Source organism: Paenibacillus sp. FSL R5-0749 (assembly GCF_038595085.1).
Classification (GTDB): Bacteria; Bacillota; Bacilli; order Paenibacillales; family Paenibacillaceae; genus Paenibacillus.
Window position 1 is genome coordinate 4371966 of sequence record NZ_CP152005.1, and the last position, 20740, is coordinate 4392705.

Here is a 20740-nt window from a genome sequence, read left to right on the forward strand (position 1 = left end):
TTACCGTCCCCCTTCTTCGCTGTCCGCATAAACGTGCGTCAGAGTGTCCTCAGGTTTCGGATATGGCGCGTTGTCTGCATATTCAGTCGCTTCTTTCATTTCCAGCGCAAGCTGGGAAGCCAGATCCGCATCCCGGGCTTCGTCCCAGATGCCGCAATCAATCAGATAGTTCTTCATGCGAAGCACGCCGTCCTTCTTCCAGTTCTCTTCAACTTCTTCCTTGGTCCGGTAAGCCAGATCATTGTCAGAAGTGGAGTGTGGAGAGAGACGATACATCATCGCTTCGATTAGTGTGGGGCCTTCGCCTGCTATGGCACGTTGACGTGCTTCCTTCACAGCAGCGTATACTTCGAGCGCATCGTTACCATCTACACGCAGTCCGGGGAAACCGTAACCGAGTGCACGGTCCGATATTTTACCGCTAAGCTGCTTGTGAATTGGAACCGAAATCGCATACTGGTTGTTCTCACACATAATAATGACAGGCAACTTGTGTACACCTGCAAAGTTGGCTCCCTCATGGAAGTCACCCTGATTGCTTGATCCTTCACCAAACGTAACAAAAGAAACAAATTTTTGCTTCTTCATTTTGGCAGCCAGCGCAAACCCGACAGCGTGCGGAACCTGTGTTGTAACCGGGCTGGAGCCCGTCACAATCCGCAGCTTTTTGTGACCGAAGTGACCCGGCATTTGCCGACCGCCACTATTCGGATCTTCCGCTTTTGCAAAAGCAGACAGCATCAACTCACGCGGAGTCATGCCTACCGCCAGTACAAAACCATAATCGCGGTAATACGGTAAATAATAATCGTGATCCCGGTCCAGACCAAAAGCAGCGCCTACTTGCGCAGCCTCCTGCCCTACACCGGATACGTGAAAGTTAATTTTGCCAGCCCGTTGCAAGAGCAAGCAACGCTCGTCAAACTTGCGTGCGAGCAGCATGTATTTGTACATATCCAATACTTCACCATCGCTAAGTCCCAGCTGTTGATGCCGATGGACCGCGTCTGCAGTACCTTGTGAACTCATATGAGGTACCTCCTTTTAATCAGAGCCTGTGCCACTCTTACTACCCGATCTTATAACCTGGTACTAAGACTTGGCTTAACCTTATTATAATCCCTTTTACCCAAAAAAGGAAAGAACCTTTCTCATAAGCCTCTTTGGCTTACATTCCAATGGCCTTTCCATCGACCGCCAGCATGGCTTCACCCATGATTTCCGACAGAGAAGGGTGTGGATGAATGGTTTGGCCGACTTCCCAAGGTGTCGCATCCAGCATCTGAGCCAGTGAAGCCTCAGCGATCAATTCCGTCACATGGGTGCCAATCATATGTACCCCCAATATATCATTCGTCTTGGCATCTGCGATCACCTTCACGAATCCATCACGACTTCCGTGAATGAGCGATTTGCCAATCGCCTGAAACGGGAACTTGCCTGTTTTGATGTCATAGCCACGTTCTTTGGCTTCACGCTCGGTGAATCCAATGCTGGCTGCTTCCGGACGTGTGTACACACATCGCGGTATACGGTGGGATCCAACGGCATGTACCGTTTCCCCTGCCAAATGATTGACAGCGAGAATGCCTTCATGACTTGCCGCGTGCGCAAGCTGTAGACCACCAATGCAGTCGCCAATAGCGTAGATGTGACCTTCACCGGTCTGTAGCTGTTTGTTCACAGCAATGAAGCCACGCTCCAGCTTGATATCCGTATTTTCGAGTCCGATATTTTCGACATTGGCCTGACGTCCAACCGACACGAGCATTTTCTCCGCTTTCAGCGTTTCCTGCTTTTCGTCACCAAGCTGCACATCAATCTGGATGCCATCTGTATCCGTGCTATAGGTTTCCGTTAGCACTTTGGCTCCTGTCAGGAAACGAACCCCCCGCTTACCAAGCAATCGTTGCATCTCTCTTGCAACATCCTCATCCTCTGCAGGCAGCACGTGAGCAGCAGCTTCTACCACCGTGATGTCTACACCAAAGTCATTCAGCATGGATGCCCACTCCAGTCCAATCACACCACCGCCGACAATAATAAGTGATGCAGGAAGCTCGTCCATACGCAGTGCTTCGTCACTGCTCATAATAAACTTGCCATCCGGTTCCAGCCCTGGCAGCACACGTGGACGTGAACCAGTAGCAATAATGAGATTGGTCGGCACAACCGTATCCATCTCCCCATCTTCAAACTCTACAGCGACCGCTCCGCTCTGCGGGGAGAAGATGGAAGGTCCGATCACGCGACCGTTCGCGTGTACGACCTGGATTTTATTTTTTTTCATCAAATATTGAACGCCCTGATGGAGCTGCTCCACAATCGCATCCTTACGCGCCTGTACTTTGGGAAATACAAGTGTGGCTCCAGCTGTCTCAATACCATACGTCTCGCTCTCCTGAATCTCGGCGTACACTTCCGCGCTTTTCAGCAAAGCTTTGCTCGGAATACACCCACGATGCAGACAGGTTCCGCCGAGCTTGTCCTTCTCAATAATAACCACCTGTTTTCCCAGCTGTGCAGCTCGGATTGCGGCTACATATCCACCAGTTCCTCCTCCAAGAATTGCTACATCACATGTAATTGGCATCTCTCATGCTCTCCTCTATGAATCAAATTTCAGTATCATTTATGATGGCTTGAATCATGGTTTGGCTTATACCCTCTATATGCCATTGTACTCTCCTTGAGCGGTCAACTCAAAGTTTGAACCAATCACACATGGACAGCCCAAGCATTCCAAGCTATGATGGAATCAGGTATGATCTGTAAGCGTAACCTTTATTTAATGTCGACTTTGGCAGGAAGGGTATAATGCTCATGAATACAAGATTGGTATTTGCGCGATTTTTGGCGATTGTTGTTCTGGTCATCCCCGGTTTAATGGCAATGAAGGGTTTTCTGATGATGAAAGACGCCCTGTTCCTATATTATGCCGAGCACGGGAACGAACTGATTTCACCAGGATTCCAGTGGCTTTCCTTTGGCGGTGGACTTGTCCTGTTTGCCGCAGGTATGAGTTTTCTGGGAGGCTGGATCTTGTTCCGTGACCGCAAGCGTAATTATGTAGGTCCCCGTTTCCGATCCAAAAATGTACCCGAAAAAGCAGAGACGCCCGGAGGGACTCGTTGAGTCCGGGCTTTTTGTGTGTTTTTACAACACACCGCCTACTTTACATAGACAGGATGGATCATCATGGTATCATTTTTAATCACGTTACAACGACTGCTCAAAGGCATTTTCCATGCGTTCAAAGACCCCAAGTTTCTGGCTTTGTTCGCGTTAACGGCAGCAACGTTGCTGTCAGGCACTTTGTTTTACACTCGTGTTGAAGGTTTGCACTGGATCGATGCATTATACTTCTGTGCGGTTACCCTGACTACGGTTGGACATCCTGAATTTGTGCCATCCACCGGATTCAGTAAAGCCTTTACTGTCATCTACATGTTTGCAGGCATAGGTCTCACCTTTGCCATGATTGCCAGAATTACAGCAGGTATTCTATTCCCTCGCAAATTAAAGACAGAAGAGGACCCGGAGTAATCTCCGGGTCATTCGTATAAGGCATCCCGCAGTTTGGTAGACATACGTGATTCTTTGGAAGAAGACTTCAGGATCGTTCTACGCAGCGTCAGGTTACTTGCCTGCAGTCGCTCCGCTTCTGCGAACAGTTCTGCAAATAAGGCCTGCGCCGCTTCATCCAGTGATGCCTGCTCTTTCAGGCTTTCATATCGTTCTTGAAGTGATGTTAATACTTCACTCATCGTAAACACCTCTTTTCCATAACTCCTAGTAACAGCTGCCGGAACCAACGGCTTAACATTCCATATAGTAACACAAAGCTGCACAGATTAGTTCTGGCTCTTACCAAAGATTTTGTGGTACTCTGTAATGGTCGCTTTTTTTGTTGAATCCCGTATGTGAGAGGAGTAGCAGCACCGTGCAAACAGGACGTATTACCGTAATTACTGGACCCATGTTCAGTGAAAAGTCCGGTGAACTCATTCGCCGTTGTCAGAAATTAATTCAATTTGGCCGTAAAAAGGTTGTGGCCTACAAACCAGCCGAGGATGATCGGTTTGCCCAAGATGAAATCGTGAGCCGAATTGGTTATCGATTGCCTGCTCATTCCATTCCCCGGCAATTAACCCCGGAATCCGTAGAAATGATCCTGAATCAAACCATAGATGCTGATGTTGTTGCATTTGATGAAGTACAATTTTTCAGCAGTGCCATCATGGAACTGGTCTCGGAGCTAGCCTATTGTGGCAAACATGTTATTGTAGACGGACTTAATATGGATTACCGTGGTAAGGAATTCGGATATATCGGCGGTTTGCTTGCCATGGCAGATGACATTGAGAAACTCTCGGCTTTCTGTGCCGTATGTGGTAGCCCGGATGCTGCCTTTACGCAACGTATCGTCAATGGGGAACCCGTTACCTTGGGTCCGGTTGTTATGATTGGCGATTCAGAAGCTTACGAGCCGCGCTGTCGTTGCTGCTTCATTCCTCCTCACAAAGTTGAATGCTCATCATAGTTTCTAAATGATCTCTAAGATCCTCCAAAAAGCCCTTTTTGGGCTTTTTTTGATTATCGCAGCGAACTTTTGCACAAAAAAGCACCGCTTTGCAGCGATGCTTACAGGATTACTTCCCGCTAGTCCCGGGAAACAAAATATTTGTTGGTCATGTAGTAAGCGTCACCACGCGACGTTTCCACCATTCCTTTTTTGGCATCCAAAAATACAATCTCTTTACACTTCGTGCAGTACCATTTCGTGCGCTTGTATGGAGATTCCGTCACGTAAGCCGTGCCGCATTTACAATCAATCTTCATTAATAACTCGGTTGATTTATAAGCACTGGACAGGCGTTCCAGGTTATCCTGTTGCTGTGTAGGCATAATGGTCTGCTGATAATCCGATAGATGATTCTGAACCTTAAAGTCTGCTACCAATCCTGCATTCAATCCAAAAAACTCCTTGCCGATTTCGGTCACGAAGCGCTTCTCATTTCTGTAGCAATCCAGCCACTCAATAATCTGCTTATTAGACAGTGGAACCGTACCCTTGATACCGCTGTTTAAGGTGTAGGTCATGATGTATAAAGTATCGTCTTGTCTACCTGAGTACATTAGAATCCTCCTTCGAATACATTTGCTAATGTACTACAAAAACGCGCATAAATCAAAAAATTCTTATTTCCTGAGCGCATCTCTTCTTATTAAATGGGAAACATTCCTCTTTCATCCGCCAAAGACTTACAAGAACTGCATACACCTGAAACATTTCCCTGCGGTGTCGCATAATGCACGACCGATCTGACGTTTTTCTTACATATGGAACAGTAGTGCCTCCTTTCTTTTTTTGGGATATAGTCCGATAGCTTCACTACATTTTGGTTCTGTCGGAATCGTTGTAAGAAGCCCAGCCATTTCATCTCGCTTCACTCTCTCTTGTTCGCTTACCTCGTAGTCGTTTTTCGCTTTTGGTTAAAAATTATCGCGCCTTCTGTTATGTATACGATTCCAAGTTGTGCATGCCTATCTCATAATCTATTCGACGTTTTGGGCGTTTTTCCTGTTTTTAATCTCTACACATATAAAAAAAACCGACATAACCTGCTTTCCTTCCTTTTGGAAGAACAGTATTTTAGTCGGTTCCCACCTTATTTATAAAAAGTTCCCAGAACGTCCAGCTCTGGTGAGCGCTCAATTCGAAACGGGTAGATATACCCCTGATTCATTCGGGTAAATTTGCGACTCCACAGATCCAGTCCGGATGTGAACTGATAGGCCTGATATATAAACTTGGAACAGTAATTACGCTCAATACTGCGAAGATTGGTCTGCAAACAGTAGAATTTCACCTGCTTGTAATGGTCCTGTACCCAACCGGCTGCTTTCATGCCTGCCTCACTCAGCCTGGAACGGAATACAATGAAGCGATCTCCTTCATAGAAACGTGTGAGATACCAGTCTAATGAATCAGCAAATACAGGCCCATAAGGATGCACATGATACACTTTGCCGTCGAGCCCAATAATCCCCATATGCCCGGCGTAATACGTTGATTCCGAACTTGGTGTGTACACAATATCTCCAGGCTCCAGCTTCATCTCGCCTAATGCGTTAATGGGCAAGTCTTGATGCAGCCGTTTGGCTGCTGTACGTTCACGCCGTCCTTCAACCAACAAGCGATGAAGTGCCCCGGCAAGTGCAAGATATATTTCAGACCATTTGATCTTTTTTTTATCAGATCGTTTGAACCACCGCTGGATGAAGGTGAAACCTCGCTGTGGCTGTGATCCCTTTTTCATACGCTGCACTCCACTCTCATCTATTTATTGGATCTAAATATAAAAATTATTTTCACTGACACTACGATGACAGAATAATCTTCCAATCGCTGTAATCCCCAGACTTTTTCTGTCCTCTCCGTTATTGTGTAAATGATTATTTCAGATGATGTTTTTGTCATTCTAATGTATCTCAGGCTTATTATAGACATTTGGTAGCACATGTTCAATTCGGCAACCATTGTGTCTGTTGAAATTATGCCTTCTTATTACCCATTTTATGCAAAAAAGATGACTTCGGGATTAACCCGAAGTCATCTTACTCGTATCCAAATGTAACCCTCTATTCTTCTACAACACCAAGGGCTTTATTTTTCTCCTTAAAGCGACTGTTATGGGAAGAAACATAAGCCACTTTTTCCGCTTCAGGGTCCATGTAAAGCTTTGCACTATTCACTGCAAGAGCAGCATCAGTGAAAGTACCCGCAATCAGATAAAGTTTACTACCATAATCTACAAAATCACCTGCAGCAAATACGCCCGGTATATTCGTTTGTAATCTCTCCGTTGTAGTGACGTGCCATTCGCCAAGGTCAAGTCCCCAATCCCGAATTGGACCAAAGTCACTCTTCATGCCATGGTTCACAATGACAGCATCTACTTCAAGCAGTTCAGTCTCGCCCGTGTCCACATGTGAGATGGTCACTTGTTCAATCACATCGCCACTCATACTATGCAATGTCTCTACCGCATAAGGTGTACGGACATCTACTGAGGATTCTCTCATGCGCAGTACATTACGCTCCAACCCGCCAAAACGGTCACGACGATGCACAACTGTCACTTGCTCTGCCAATGCTTCCAGTTCATTCGCCCAGTCTACAGCAGAGTCGCCTCCACCCGAGATCAGTACCCGTTTACCCCGGAATGGCTCGAGTTCCTGCACCGTATAGTGCAGATTGCTAACCTCATAACGGTCAGCACCTTCAAGCTCCAGCTTGGCCATTTTATATATACCATATCCGATTGCCATAATGACCGTACGTGTCCAGTGTTGTTCACCTGTTGCAGAAGTTAACAGAATTGTGCCATCAGGTTGACGCTCGAATCCTTCGATCTGTTGTTCGAACACAAGCGTTGGATCGAAAGTTCGTGCCTGTTCTTCCAATTGTTTAATCAGATCCTCACACAGGATTGGCGTCACACCCCCGACGTCCCAGATCATTTTCTCCGGATAAAATAACATGCGACCGCCTAATCTGTCCCGTGCCTCAATTAACTTGGTCTTCATATCCCGCATGCCGCTATAAAAGGCAGAGTACATGCCCGCAGGGCCACCGCCGATAATGGTTACATCATAGAGTTCCAACTGCTGATTCATATTAAAAATACCTCCGTTAATTCGATCCAGAACATCGAGTATTTGATATCGATTCTCATTATCACTTAAATCCTAGTGTAATGGTAATCTTATCAAAATACAATGGCTAAAAAACAAACATTTCTTGTACAAAACATTTACGAACTACTCTGCACTCCACTATTGCGCTCTTGGAGCCGCCAATAGCTTTTCAACGACAAAATCAAGTTGTTTATTGATTGAATAGATATCTGAATAGTAGAAGAAATCAAAATCAATCTCAATCAGACGACCTTCCTTGATCGCAGGGATGCTGCTCCAAATTGGATTATCCGTCAAGTTATCTGCCCCATCGTATACAGAGCGAAATACATAGTCACCGATATATTCAGGCAGTACTTCCATGGAAATACTGGAGCCAGCTGCCTCCGAAACCACATCAATTTTTTTCTGTACAACCTCAGGTGCTTTCATTCCCAAGTACTCATATACCGCCTGAGATCCTCGGCCAAATTGTTTGCTCTCTACAATGACCATGCCCTTCAAACCGCCCTCCACAATGGAGATCGTTTTGTCCAGTATGCCTGCATCTGCAAGAGTTTTCTTACTCTCTTCTACTTTGGTTTTGAGATTGAGGAGTAACTTCTCGGCTTCCTGCTCTTTGCCAAAAATACTCGCTATACTATGCAGCCTTTCTTCTGTTGTCATTTTCTCGTACGGAATATATACAGTAGGTGCAATATCCTTTAATAACGTATATGTCTCTTCAGAAGGAACAATGATCAGATCCGGATCAAGATCAATGACAGCTTCAGGATTCGGTTCAAACCAGGTACCCAGTGCATTTACACCTTCAAGCTCACTCTTGTATGCAGCCCCGTCATATACATCTGAGGTAGCGATCGGCTTAACCCCAAGGGCAACGACATCTCCCTGGAGATACAGAACAACAACCCGTTTGGGGTCAGCTGGGACAACGACCTCACCCTTAACCGTCGAGACCGTGCGTGTTTCATTGTCCTTGTTGGTCTGGTTTCCTGTGTCTGATGACACGGTCGTACTGCTGTTATTGGAACTGGCACCCGTTCCTTCGCCAGCTGTTAGTGTGGTTGTACCTGAAGAGCAGGCTGAGAGCAGCATCGTGATGCTCAATAGAGCCACCATAATCATACTTGAACTTGTTTTTCTTCTTTTCATTGGTGTAGACCCTCCGTCTATATATTGATAATGATTCTCATAATCAATATATCCTGACTTCCATCTACGGCCAATGGAGGATTCAGATATTTGTAATGGACGATCCTCTGCTCTCGCTTCTTCTCTCCTATTTCGTTGATACTGGATTGGTGAGATCCCCACATGTTTTTTGAAGATACGACTAAAATAATACACATCCGAATAACCCACTTCTGCTGCAATTTCACCAAGCGTTGCATCAGATCGTACAAGCAGAGTACGAGCCTTGGCAAGTCGAGTCTGAATTAGATAATCAATCGGACTGTAACCCGTTTTTCGTTTGAATTGCATGGATAAATGACGAGAGCTGTAGTTGAATTGTTCAGCCAGAGAATCAAGCGTGACCTGTTCCCTGTAATGGTTCTGTATGTAACGAAGTGTTTGTTTCACCGGATCAGCATGTTCTGTTTTGATCTCTTGCTCTGTTAGCTGAATCAGCATTTCATGAATGAATTGGTAAAATAAACTTTTCGTATGAAGCAGATCCAGACTGCCGGACTGTGCCCATGCATCTTCAAGCTCATCTAGGTAACGTAACAGTCCAAGCGGACTATTCGGCGTAAAACCATATTGCAAAGAGAACGGTGCAACCTCAGGCTGTGTCAACAACCACGTTTTGCGATAACCAGGAAAGGCAAGGAATGCTCTGTAATAGAGCAGTAGATATTCCAAATCTTCATTGGTTTGAATATCCAATGAAGCACCCTTGGCCCCATGAAGCATGAAAAATCGCTCTGCCTTGTATGCTCGTCCATCCAATTGAAGCACAGCCGATCCTCGGATTGTATATATAAAACCATTTGCCGGAAGTGTGTAGGAACTCAGTTGTTCCCCCGCCTCCATAACGATCCGGCGTATATCCAGAACCTTAACAGCGGCAAGATTCCAGCATTTTATCTGTTCATCTATTTGCATCAATTACTCTCCAATCCCAGCCTCATCCGGAACAAAGACCTTACAAGGCATCATTCTGTCACACATCCGACAACATATGCGGAGCAGAGTTTCACTAATAATATACTTTTATTATAAATGATAATAATTTTCATTATCAACTGTAATTTTAGAGTGGAGTTGGATTTCATCTCATCAAGCACTTGTTACGCTTATTTTGGTTCAGAGCTCTTCGTAAACCACGCGGCCAATTCCTCTGTTTGATCCAATGTTGCAATGGGATCAAAGTACCACGAACGATCGGGGCTCCAGATAAACACACGATCATTTTTAACCGCATCCAATGAGCTCCAGACCGGTTTTGATTTCAACTCTTCGAGAGTCAGATTATCTGCTGTAAGAATGATGTAGTCACCAGCAAATTCAGGAATTGCTTCTGAGGATACTTCCACTAGTTGATCCTTCATTAAGATCTCTTTTTTATCTGCAGGAGGATTCAAACCAAGCGCGCTGTAGACTGCTTGACCTCCCCGACCAAAATTATCACCAAAAGCTAATGGGCCTTTATCATTGAACTGCATGACCGACACCTCGGCTGCTGGATCAATCGCCTCACCGACGCGCTTCTTGGCATCTGCAATTCTTGCATCATAATCGGCTAACCATGCCTCAGCTTCTTTTTCTTTATTCAGCACTTTACCGAAATAGGCAATCTCTTCGTGGGTGTTTTTCAATTCGCCAAACGGAATAACTAACGTAGGTGCAATTTTGCTAAAGGAATCAAATAAATCAGGATTACCTGTCACAATCAGATCCGGCTCAAGTTCCAACACTTTTTCGAGAGAGATCGTTTCGTATTCGCCAATATTTTGCACACCCTCAAGTGACTTGATAAAATAAGGATTCTTGAGGTTCAACTCGGGTGTACCCACAGGTTTGATCCCCAGGGCAATTAGGCTCCCTAGATACAAGTCAACTACAATCCGTTTAGGTTCAGCAGGGATTGTAACATTTCCCTTCACCGTTGAGATTGTACGTGGTTCAGATGTTTTACTTTCACTCTCTCCTGTTGCTGTTTTCGTGGAACTTGACGCACTATTGCTTCCAGATGCATCCACGTTTGAATTACTCGCAGCCCCTGTAGAGCAGGCACTTAACAGTAAAGTAAGACTTAGTAGAATACTCAGCAGCATTCCCGTTCTTGTCTGTCTGTTCATTTTGATTGACCCTCCATGCTTATATTGATAATGATTATCACCATCACTATAAACATACCTTCCACTTCCGCCTCTGAAAATGTCATTTCGCGCCACGCCTGATGTCAGATCAGGCCAATATAAGGGTTCTGAGGTCTTCTCTTTGAATTGCAAAGGAGAAAGACCTGTATGTTTCTTGAACATACGTCCCAAATAATAACCATCCGGATAGCCGATACCGGCTGCAATCTCATCCAACGTGGCGTCCGTTTGCAGCAACATTTCCTTGGCTTTGAACAACCGAAACTGAATCAGATAATCGATGGGACTGGTTCCCGTCGACTGCTTGAACTTGCGTGACAAGCTTCTTGGGCTGGTGCCGATCATGTCTGCCAAAACATGAAGTGTAAGTGGCTGGGTATAGGAAGCCTCTACAATTTCAATAACTTTGCTGACTTGATCCATCATACTTGGATAACGATTGGATACAAGAGGAACCTGTGACGATATCTGCTCCACAAATGCATAAAACAAACTCTTGACCTGAAAGTGCTGAATGGGGTTCTTTTGCTCCCACAAAAAACGCATCTGCTTCAATTGCTCATATAGAATGGTTGGCATATCGGGGGTAAAGCCATAGTTCAATCGAAACGGATTGATACGCTCCATTAACCTTCCCAGATCGGTTCTTCCTCTGCTAGGTAGGTTAGCTTTGTACATCAAGTAATAGAAGCGCAATCCGGCTTCGCCTGCTTGAATCACCAATTTGCTCCCTTTACCGCCATGGAGAATATAAAAGCGACTCACTTCATACGTTGCGTTGTCAATCATCACTCCAGCTTCACCCTGAATGGTGAGCACAAAGGTACTTGCTGGAAATTTGTATTTCATCTCTTCATATGCCTCTAATTCCATGTAACGGATATCTGCAATACTCACCGCAGCATAGTTCCAGAGGATATAATAATCATTCCACATTTTGCTAACCCAACTCCGTCTTCATGTATTATGTCTTGATTTCCACCCACTTATTGATAACCATTATCAATTAATATGATGAAGTATGCAATACAAGCGAGGTTAATCAGACCATTCTGACTGACATAAAGCTATTCAAATCCTTCTCTTAACATCCGATATATGTAAATAGAACCATGATAAAGAGAGAAGGAGAACGAGGATATGAATTCAATCTCATCTGCAACCAAAAGCAGTTTCACTCCCGGGAATCAAGTCTCCAGTCGGGATAAAGAAATTCAGGGACTTATGCAGCAGAAGGTCCGGCTCAATGAAGAAATACAAGGGGTAAAAACCAATGATGAGTTGGATACCAAAACCAAAGCTCAGCGGATTAAATCCTTAACAAGCTCCATATCCCAGATCGATAGCCAAATTGCTCAGATTAAAGCAGAGGAATTGCAAGAGAAGAACAAATTAAGACAGCCCGAAAAGACTCAACAGCAACAACCCAAACCTAGCGATGAGACACAAGCCCCTTCACTGGATCATCTAATCAAACATAGTCAGACTTATGATCAATTGGGTAAGCTCGTCGGTTTGCGTGATCGCATGCAGGGCTCCATTCAGACCACTGAAGGGGAGACCCGCTTCGACCGACTCGTTCTGGAGATCAATCCTCCTGCAAATAGTTCTGATCTCGGCAAATCAATGATGTTGGAAAACTCAGAGCGCACCGTCTTTCAGGCAAAACGAGAGGTTGTTCAGGACATCACTTCTCAGCTCAGCAAGGTCAATCAAAAGATTGGCGATCTGGTGAAAGAGATCCATCAGCCTGCACCTAAAGAAACAACACAACCTCCGATCTCTGCAACATCTGGAGAAGAAGATCAGGAAGTAAATGAAGGAAAGAAAAAGGAAAGTAAGGAGCCATCAGATGGGGGAGCCACGAATCAGAAATCCGGAAACGGCACGCAAACTCCGGCTTCCGCCTCTCCAGCTACGTCATATCCATCTGTAGATATTCGAATCTGAGTACCATTTGCTCAAACATAACTTATATGTATACATATTAGGGTTGAGGTGTTTTGTTTTCATAGCAAAGTTCTCAACTCGCATCCAATGATAGAAAAACCACTATTACAGGTGACTAACTCCTGATAAGTAGTGGTTTTTCTTCATTTCTGCATATTAATGGTATAGGTTTAAAACGATGCTTCACTTCTTGAGGTTCATTCTGTCCTCTATATTCTCTTATAAATGTATGTTTCAATTTATTTCGTATGCGAATTCCACTTCTAACATGGATTGCTTGTGGTATCATTTGCACAGATGATGCTGCCGGCAATCGCTTTACAGCCTTTTTTGATCCGTGTGGCCTCATCAATGATCTGATCTATGTTTTCATATTTTTGCTTGCTATTGGTTACAACGGCGATCGAGACCGAAACGAGAGGAATAGGCCCATTCAACCCGGAGCGTCCTTCCCCCAGAACATGTTGATGATGCCAATCATGTTCGTTGTAGAACGTCTTTTTCATTTTCTCAAAACCTGAGATGACTTCCTCACAGATAAGTTTGTAATCATGGTGATTCAGGATCGTAATAAAATCATCACCACCGATATGTCCAAGAAAAGCTTCAGGGAAAACAAAAAGCTTGCGAAGCAAATTAGCTGTCGCCTGAATAAGCTGATCTCCCATTTTGAAGCCATAGCTATCATTGTAGGATTTGAATTGATCGAGATCAACGTATAGTACGCTAAAATGGTCCATCTGAAGAGCCTGAGATAGCCTTTCATTTATGATATGGTTACCTGGAAGGCCAGTCAGGGGGTTCATAAAAATAGCCATTTCAGCGCGTACATCAGCAACAGCAAGCAGCAAACGGCGAATACTCACAGCTCCAAAGAAACTTTCTCCCGTCGTGACCAGCACAAGGTCATATATTTCCCCTTCATCTCGGTCCATCGCAAGAACACTGACATCTGTAATCTGTTCTGAATAATCCACAACCAGTGCCTGCGTGTTCATCACAAGTTCTACAGGACGTCCCATATACAGATTATAGCCATACTGAGTCCCAATCTGTTGAAAGAATCGTTGGCGCATCATCAAAGACACCCCCTTCTCCCCCATAACAGCTATACCTTCCAGACTGGGATTGGACTTGAACAGATGATAGACGATATCACATTTTGTATCAGATTGTACTACAGGAATTGGTTCAGCAATCTCGCCTATTTGCGTAAACATACGATTCTACTCCTTTGTTCGTAGCATCTAATCTGGACTTCCCAAATATATATGTAGGTCTTTGTCAATGGTCACATCGTACCACTTTCTACTCAAAAAAGCGTTAACTGAGGGTAAAAGTTTATGAAAGATTTCCTTCTACTGAATTTTACTATAAGGCGCCTTCTTTATTGCTTAATCTAAAATTGAGAAAGAATCATGCAAAACTGAATTTCATCATTTAATTTTTGTTATTTCGTTATGCTAAAATACCGTCAGTTACTGGATGACTTCAATCCAATAATTGACGGTATTCGTTGGCATATATCATAGAAGTTTATCGGCCACTTTCCTTGCCGAATCACTACTCCTCATCCTTTCAGCTTACCTTATGTTCAATTCTCAGCTTGTCAGCAACCATCGCGATGAACTCGCTATTTGTTGGTTTCGACTTGCTGATGTTGATCGTATAACCAAACAAGTGGCTGATGCTGTCGATGTTACCACGCGTCCACGCCACTTCAATGGCATGACGAATCGCACGTTCGACGCGAGAAGGCGTGGTTTTGAATTTTTCGGCGATTGCCGGATATAATGTTTTGGTGATAGCTCCCAAAATTTCGATATTGTTATACACCATCGTAATCGCTTCGCGCAAATACTGATATCCCTTAATATGCGCAGGTACACCGATTTCATGTATGATGGACGTAATGCTTGCATCCAGATTTTTGTGTTTGCCCATTGGCACGACATTGGATTTCATAAACATGGATGAACCGCTGCTTGTAGACATCGCAGTCTGTGTTCCCACCAATTGACGTACACGGTTCGCAAGCACTTCCATGTCAAACGGCTTGAGAATGTAATAGGAAGCTCCGAGTTGCACGGCACGCTGTGTGATATTCTCTTGTCCGAATGCCGTCAGCATAATGACTTTAGGCTGTGGAGACAGGTTCAGGTTGCGCAAGCGCTCAAGCACACCCAGACCGTCCAGATGAGGCATGATGATATCCAGAATCAATACATCCGGCACATCCCGAGTTTGCTCCAGCAATTGCAGTACTTCTTCTCCATTGTATGCAATACCGGTTACTTCCATATCTTCCTGCTCAGATATATATTCGGCAAGCAAATTCGTAAATTCACGATTATCATCGGCCAGCAATACCTCAATTTTTTGCAAAACGGTATCCTCCTTTAAATTAAACATCGTTTCGTACATTTCCTTACAGGTTAAATTTTCGACACAGCAAGTTAAATTCCTCCTGTCGAAAATTATTTTTCTTTATTTTTTTTTCTCAATCCTATATAATAAATAATTTATTTCATTATCCGATATATTATGTTTCGTTTCGACAAAAAAGAACCTCAGGCTGATTATCCAGCCTTGAGGTTCTTCGTGTTTTCCTTTTTCATCATCACACCAGCATCTTGTAACATCCATTCAATGAAGCAACCATAACCCGATTTCGGATCATTCACAAATACATGAGTAACTGCACCGATCAACTTACCATTTTGTACGATGGGGCTACCGCTCATACCTTGAACGATGCCTCCGGTCTTATCCAGCAGTTTCGGGTCCGTAATTCGTAGTACCAGACCTTTCGTTGCTGGCTCCGTTTGATCTGCCACATGGACAATGTCAATGGAGAAGCGTTCAACTTGTTGACCGTCAACCACGGTAAGTATTTCGGCCGGTCCTTCTTTGACTTCATGTGAGAAAGCGACGGGAATACCTTTTGAATACAAACTGTGCTCAGGATTTCCGGACATTTTACCAAAGATGCCAAAAGCCGTATTGCGTTCAATATTGCCCAAAATTTTGCTTTCCTTGAGGAAATGAGCACGTTTTTCACCCGGATCACCGGTCTCACTTTTCGAAATGGACGTCACATTGGACTGAACAATCTGACCACTACCCACAACAATAGATGTTTGTGTATTCATATCTGTAATGACATGGCCCAGTGCGCCGTATACGCCCTGATCGGGAGCATAGAAGGTAAGTGTGCCAACGCCGGCTGCGGAATCACGAATGTATAAACCAAGCCTCCACGCTTGATCCTCGGAGTCATAAGCCGGAGTCAATCGAGTCTTGACCGTTTCATTACCACGTTTCAACACAACATCAATACCTTTTTTACTTTTCCCTGCAAGCTCAACGGCTTCAGAGACACCTGCCACGCCATCCAGACGTTTACCATCCATATGCGTGATCAGATCTCCGAGCTTAATGCCTGCGTTTTCTCCTGGCGATACACGCTCATCCTGCCCGGAATGGACTAGATGATGGCCAACCACCAGAATGCCTGCCGATTTCACTTTGACGCCAATCGTTTGACCCCCGGGTACAACACGCAAATCCGGTATCACATTCACATGCACTGTTTTGACCGGAATTTTCCCCCACAACTTCAACGTTAATTTGGCATGTCCCGTCTGTTGTGGGTTAAGATGCAAAGGTTGTTGACTCGTAACATGCATCGCGGCCTGATCATCCAAGCCAACAATATCCGGACGATCTACAACGGCGCTTGAAGCAGCAGGTACAGCTAGCCGGACATCTGCTTGCCTGCCAGCAAACACCTGCAATTCATCCGGCAGTGAAGCATAACTTTGCACAGGCTGAATGGCCTGGCTAATCACACAAAGAAAGAAGGCAAATAAAAGACCTAGCAATTTCTTCCTGAGGGGGGAATTCAATGGCTGTCACACTCCCTTTGCTTCTTTCGCTTGACGAAAGGTGGTCGCCAATTGCGTACCTTTAAGATAACCTTGCCCCCAGGCTTTTATTACTGTCAATCATTACGCCAGCCGTTCGTTTCACCCTTTTTTGGCTTCCGCCAAATTCAGCATTTCCTGTGCGTGATGCAGTGTTTTTTCTGTAATTTCCACACCACCTAGCATACGTGCCAATTCCTTCACTCTGCCTTCGTCTGACAGCGATTCCACTTGCGTCATCGTCCGTCCATCGTAGACATGTTTTTCAATGAGATACTGATGATCTGCCATACAAGCCACTTGTGGCAAGTGAGTTATTGAGAAAACCTGACAAGTCGAAGAGAGACGGAACAATTTTTCAGCAATGGATTGAGCCGCTCTACCGCTAACTCCAGTATCAACTTCATCAAAAATCAACACAGGTATCCGGTCATGTCGTGCAAAGATACTCTTCATCGCCAGCATCATTCGCGACAACTCGCCACCTGAAGCAATTTTGCCCAGTGGTCGTAATGGCTCGCCCGGATTCGGTGAGATCAGGAATTCCGCATTGTCAGCACCCTGACGATTCAGACGAATACGGCGTCCATTCCATTCTATACCCTTCGGATCTTCAAATGGGGTAATCTGAACACGCAGTGTTGTGCGTTCCATCTGCAGATCTTTGAGCTCACTTTCAACCTGTGCAGCAAGTTCTTCCGCGCATTGTTTGCGAACCTTGCTGAGTTCTTCAGCAGACTCCATCACAAGGTTAAGCATTTTGTCACGTTCAGCTCGCAATTTCTCCAGCCGTTCGTCCTTGTTCTCCAGTTGATCGGTTTCATGGCTAATCTGCTCATAATAACTCAGAATAAGTTCAACACTGTCACCGTATTTCCGTCTGAGGCCAGAAATAAGATTCAGCCTTTGTTCCACTTCTTCCAGTCTTGCCGGATTGAATTCAATCTTCTCCCGATAATCCCTTAACTGGAATGTCGCATCTTCCAATTGATAAAATGCGGATTGCAGCTGCTCCACAATGGGTTGTAATCCTTTGCTGTCATATCCAGAAATGTCTTCAATTCTTGAAAGAGCAATGCTCACAGCTTCAAGCCCGCGTTGACCACTGAGCAGATCATATGCACCAGCGACACTGTCCATCATTTTCTCACTATGGGATAGTTTGACCCGTTCTTCCCCGAGTAATTCATCCTCGCCACGTGTAAGGCTTGCAGCTGCGATCTCCTCAAGCTGAAAGCGATACATGTCCAAGAGTTGATATGCCCGCTGACTCGACTCCTGAAGCGCACGAAGTTCTTTTTCCGCCGTGATAAACTTGCTGTAGCGTTCTTGGTACTTCGCTTTGACAGGTCCGATTACTTCCGAGCCATAGGTATCAAGAAGCCCCAGATGGCTCTCTGCACGCAGCAAACTCTGATGTTCATGTTGTCCATGGATATTGATTAACTTCTCGCCTACTTCACGCAGCATGGTCAGATTGACCAATTGTCCATTAATGCGGGACGTACTTTTCCCCTGAGTATTTAACTCACGTCGAATAACCAAATGCTCTTCCGGCTCACAATGGATACCAAGCTTCTCTAATGTCTGCCATACCGGATGACTTTGTTCCATCTCAAACAGAGCTTCCATCTCTGCCTTCTCGCATCCGTACCTAATCAAATCAGCCGAACTGCGTCCACCTGCAATTAAGCCAAGAGCATCTATAATGATCGACTTCCCTGCACCCGTTTCCCCTGAAAGTACATGGAATCCCGGATGGAATACAACGTCCACTTCTTCCACCACAGCCAGATTGCGAATCGATAACGTAACTAACATCTGCAAAAACACCTCCGGATGACTACCTCAGATATTATGTTTTTGAATCATTCATTAAGCAATATAACCCATGATCCGCTCAATAACCGTCACGCTGTTTCCTTCAGTCCTGCAAATAATAAGAATGGTATCATCTCCACAGATTGTGCCCATGACTTCATTCCACTCAATATTATCAAGCAGCGCTGCAATGGAGTTGGCTGTTCCTGGCAGACATTTCATCACAACCAGGTTGTTCGTGTGATCAATGTGCAAGAAGTTGTCAACGAGTGCACGCTTCAATTTTTGAATCGGATTATATCGTTGATCTGTCGGCAAAGAATATTTATACCGTCCGTCATCCATCGGGATCTTGATTAACAGTAGTTCCTTGATATCCCGGGATACCGTCGCTTGAGTCACCTGAAAACCTGATTTCCGCAGTGCTTCAACCAAATCATCCTGAGTCTCGATTTCATTTTGACTAATGATTTCACGAATCTTGATGTGCCTTTGTCCTTTCATACATGCCTCCAGTTAAATGTATTGCAATAAAGCAGCAATTGTAATCCGCCGCAGACTTTGCCCTGCAATGTTTATTCTTTTATATTAGTCCAGATCATCCCCATCATAAACATCTTCCTGATAGTCCATGAGCCTGATTAACTTAATATCGGAATCCTCCAAGTCAACATACAGCAATCCTTCACAGCCAGGATATAACAACAGATAATTGAGAAAGCGATCCCTGAGCGCAGGGCCGGTCATTTCAAGTGGCTGTCTGCGACGTGATGTTTTCACCAGGTATCTGAGATCCTCACGTTCTGCAACATAATCGATAAATAATCTGCTGTAATAAACGGATTCATTGGCTTCAAAAGCCAGAGGGACTTTCATTTTGCCACCGATAACTTCGTAACCCTGTGCTTCAAGCAAATCCAATGCAGGAGAATCCTGAATCTTCACGTTCAGTTGCATTCCAGACAAGCTTACCGGTATCGGTCGGTTTACCCAATTACGCAAGCCGAAGAACAACCACAAGATCAAACAGACAGCAAGTACACCTATAACGATTGTGTCATATTGACCATCCATTATCGCTCACCTCGAAGACATATTCGAGGTTCATTCCCGATTTCCCTTTACACCAATCATCTTTCCAGCGAAAAGAAACCCATCTTATGATGAGTTTCCCGTAAATGTATGAGCTGCTTCCTTGGCGACTTGCTCCGCAAGTGCATCAAGTGAAGCTGGATCGTTCTCTGGTTGTGATGCATCTGGTTCTTCCAGACGCCAATGTGCGAGAAATTCTATGTTCCCTTCTCCACCGGTTATCGGGGAAAAAGTTAAACTCTTCAGATGCAAACCAAGTTGACTGGCAAAATGAAGCATCGTCTGCAATACATCCTTGTGCACCTTCGTATCACGTACCACACCGGACTTGCCTACTTTTTCACGTCCTGCCTCAAATTGAGGTTTGATCAATGCAACGATATCTGCAGGTTGTCTCAGCAGAGCCAGAAGTGGCGGTAATATGATTCGCAGTGAAATGAACGACACATCAATGCTCGCAAAGTTCGGCACCGGTCCCGTCAGATCTTCAGGAGTGACATAGCGAAAGTTGGTTCGTTCCATAACCGTCACCCGCTCATCATTACGCAAAGACCAATCAAGCTGATTATAACCCACATCAATAGCGTAAACGTGAGACGCACCATGCTGTAGTGCACAATCCGTAAATCCACCGGTGGATGAACCAATGTCGAGCATGACAAATCCATTCATATCAAGGCCGAAATGACGGATCGCTTTTTCGAGCTTCAATCCGCCTCTGCCGACATAGGGATGTACCGAGCCTTTAACTTTCAGCTCGGCTTCCCTTGGAATTTTCATGCCCGCCTTTTCGATCGGCTCATTATTGGCATACACCAGTCCAGCCATGATTGCAGCTTTTGCCTTCTCACGGCTTTCATAATAGCCCTGCTCAACCAGCAGAACATCAATTCGTTCTTTCGGGAGTGACATGTATTTCTC

At 44.8% G+C, this 20740-nt stretch carries 19 protein-coding genes; 4 read left to right on the forward strand and 15 right to left on the reverse strand.

The annotated features are described in order from the left end of the window. The gene (locus tag MKY85_RS19455; protein ID WP_342570561.1) at positions 1-1029 is read right to left on the reverse strand and encodes a thiamine pyrophosphate-dependent dehydrogenase E1 component subunit alpha; all 1029 of its coding nucleotides are present in this window, start codon (positions 1027-1029) and stop codon (positions 1-3) included. A 139-nt stretch (positions 1030-1168) separates the two neighbouring features. Continuing rightward, on the reverse strand, positions 1169-2593 hold the full coding sequence (lpdA, locus tag MKY85_RS19460) for a dihydrolipoyl dehydrogenase (RefSeq protein WP_342570562.1): 1425 nt from the start codon (positions 2591-2593) through the stop codon (positions 1169-1171). 224 nt (positions 2594-2817) lie between these two features. On the opposite strand from lpdA, the gene MKY85_RS19465 reads away from it, so the two are divergent. Next, entirely contained in the window at positions 2818-3135 is a 318-nt protein-coding gene (locus tag MKY85_RS19465; RefSeq protein WP_339235424.1) for a DUF2627 domain-containing protein, read from the forward strand. 63 nt (positions 3136-3198) lie between these two features. After that, complete coding sequence (locus MKY85_RS19470) at positions 3199-3546, forward strand: potassium channel family protein (RefSeq protein WP_192133999.1); 348 nt, start codon at positions 3199-3201, stop codon at positions 3544-3546. Between the two features lie 8 nt (positions 3547-3554). Here MKY85_RS19470 and MKY85_RS19475 read toward each other — a convergent pair whose 3' ends face one another. Beyond that, positions 3555-3767 carry a hypothetical protein gene (locus tag MKY85_RS19475; RefSeq protein ID WP_253438764.1) on the reverse strand — a complete coding sequence of 71 codons (213 nt, stop codon included), beginning with the start codon at positions 3765-3767 and terminating at the stop codon, positions 3555-3557. Positions 3768-3943: 176 nt separating this feature from the next. Between MKY85_RS19475 and MKY85_RS19480 the strand changes: the two genes are divergently transcribed. Further along, complete coding sequence (locus MKY85_RS19480) at positions 3944-4543, forward strand: thymidine kinase (protein WP_339235429.1); 600 nt, start codon at positions 3944-3946, stop codon at positions 4541-4543. 119 nt (positions 4544-4662) lie between these two features. On the opposite strand, the gene MKY85_RS19485 is transcribed toward MKY85_RS19480, so the two are convergent. The 5 genes from MKY85_RS19485 to MKY85_RS19505 all read right to left on the reverse strand — a co-directional run bounded on the left by MKY85_RS19485 (position 4663) and on the right by MKY85_RS19505 (position 11966). Beyond that, entirely contained in the window at positions 4663-5139 is a 477-nt protein-coding gene (locus tag MKY85_RS19485) for a hypothetical protein (protein ID WP_017687614.1), read from the reverse strand. Positions 5140-5672: 533 nt separating this feature from the next. After that, positions 5673-6323: a hypothetical protein gene (locus MKY85_RS19490; protein ID WP_342570563.1), complete on the reverse strand. Its 651-nt coding sequence runs from the start codon at positions 6321-6323 to the stop codon at positions 5673-5675. A 322-nt stretch (positions 6324-6645) separates the two neighbouring features. Then, a complete protein-coding gene (locus MKY85_RS19495; RefSeq protein ID WP_339235435.1) occupies positions 6646-7683 on the reverse strand; it encodes an NAD(P)/FAD-dependent oxidoreductase in 1038 nt (345 codons plus the stop codon). Positions 7684-7842: 159 nt separating this feature from the next. After that, entirely contained in the window at positions 7843-9813 is a 1971-nt protein-coding gene (locus tag MKY85_RS19500) for an AraC family transcriptional regulator (protein WP_342570564.1), read from the reverse strand. A 191-nt stretch (positions 9814-10004) separates the two neighbouring features. Further along, a complete protein-coding gene (locus MKY85_RS19505; RefSeq protein WP_342570565.1) occupies positions 10005-11966 on the reverse strand; it encodes an AraC family transcriptional regulator in 1962 nt (653 codons plus the stop codon). Between the two features lie 204 nt (positions 11967-12170). On the opposite strand from MKY85_RS19505, the gene MKY85_RS19510 reads away from it, so the two are divergent. Then, positions 12171-12980: a FlxA-like family protein gene (locus tag MKY85_RS19510; protein ID WP_339256197.1), complete on the forward strand. Its 810-nt coding sequence runs from the start codon at positions 12171-12173 to the stop codon at positions 12978-12980. 263 nt (positions 12981-13243) lie between these two features. Here MKY85_RS19510 and MKY85_RS19515 read toward each other — a convergent pair whose 3' ends face one another. The 7 genes from MKY85_RS19515 to MKY85_RS19545 form a co-directional block, all read right to left on the reverse strand. Beyond that, the gene (locus tag MKY85_RS19515; RefSeq protein WP_342570566.1) at positions 13244-14200 is read right to left on the reverse strand and encodes a GGDEF domain-containing protein; all 957 of its coding nucleotides are present in this window, start codon (positions 14198-14200) and stop codon (positions 13244-13246) included. A 358-nt stretch (positions 14201-14558) separates the two neighbouring features. Beyond that, positions 14559-15365: a sporulation transcription factor Spo0A gene (gene spo0A, locus MKY85_RS19520; protein ID WP_062835258.1), complete on the reverse strand. Its 807-nt coding sequence runs from the start codon at positions 15363-15365 to the stop codon at positions 14559-14561. Between the two features lie 194 nt (positions 15366-15559). Next, positions 15560-16888: a SpoIVB peptidase gene (gene spoIVB / locus MKY85_RS19525; RefSeq protein ID WP_339235449.1), complete on the reverse strand. Its 1329-nt coding sequence runs from the start codon at positions 16886-16888 to the stop codon at positions 15560-15562. 120 nt (positions 16889-17008) lie between these two features. Next, complete coding sequence (recN, locus tag MKY85_RS19530; protein WP_339235453.1) at positions 17009-18727, reverse strand: DNA repair protein RecN; 1719 nt, start codon at positions 18725-18727, stop codon at positions 17009-17011. A 54-nt stretch (positions 18728-18781) separates the two neighbouring features. Beyond that, positions 18782-19231: a transcriptional regulator ArgR gene (argR, locus tag MKY85_RS19535; RefSeq protein WP_017687604.1), complete on the reverse strand. Its 450-nt coding sequence runs from the start codon at positions 19229-19231 to the stop codon at positions 18782-18784. Between the two features lie 84 nt (positions 19232-19315). Beyond that, the gene (locus MKY85_RS19540; protein ID WP_339235455.1) at positions 19316-19801 is read right to left on the reverse strand and encodes a hypothetical protein; all 486 of its coding nucleotides are present in this window, start codon (positions 19799-19801) and stop codon (positions 19316-19318) included. Positions 19802-19885: 84 nt separating this feature from the next. After that, the gene (locus MKY85_RS19545) at positions 19886-20731 is read right to left on the reverse strand and encodes a TlyA family RNA methyltransferase (RefSeq protein ID WP_339235458.1); all 846 of its coding nucleotides are present in this window, start codon (positions 20729-20731) and stop codon (positions 19886-19888) included. Positions 20732-20740: the final 9 nt, after the last annotated feature.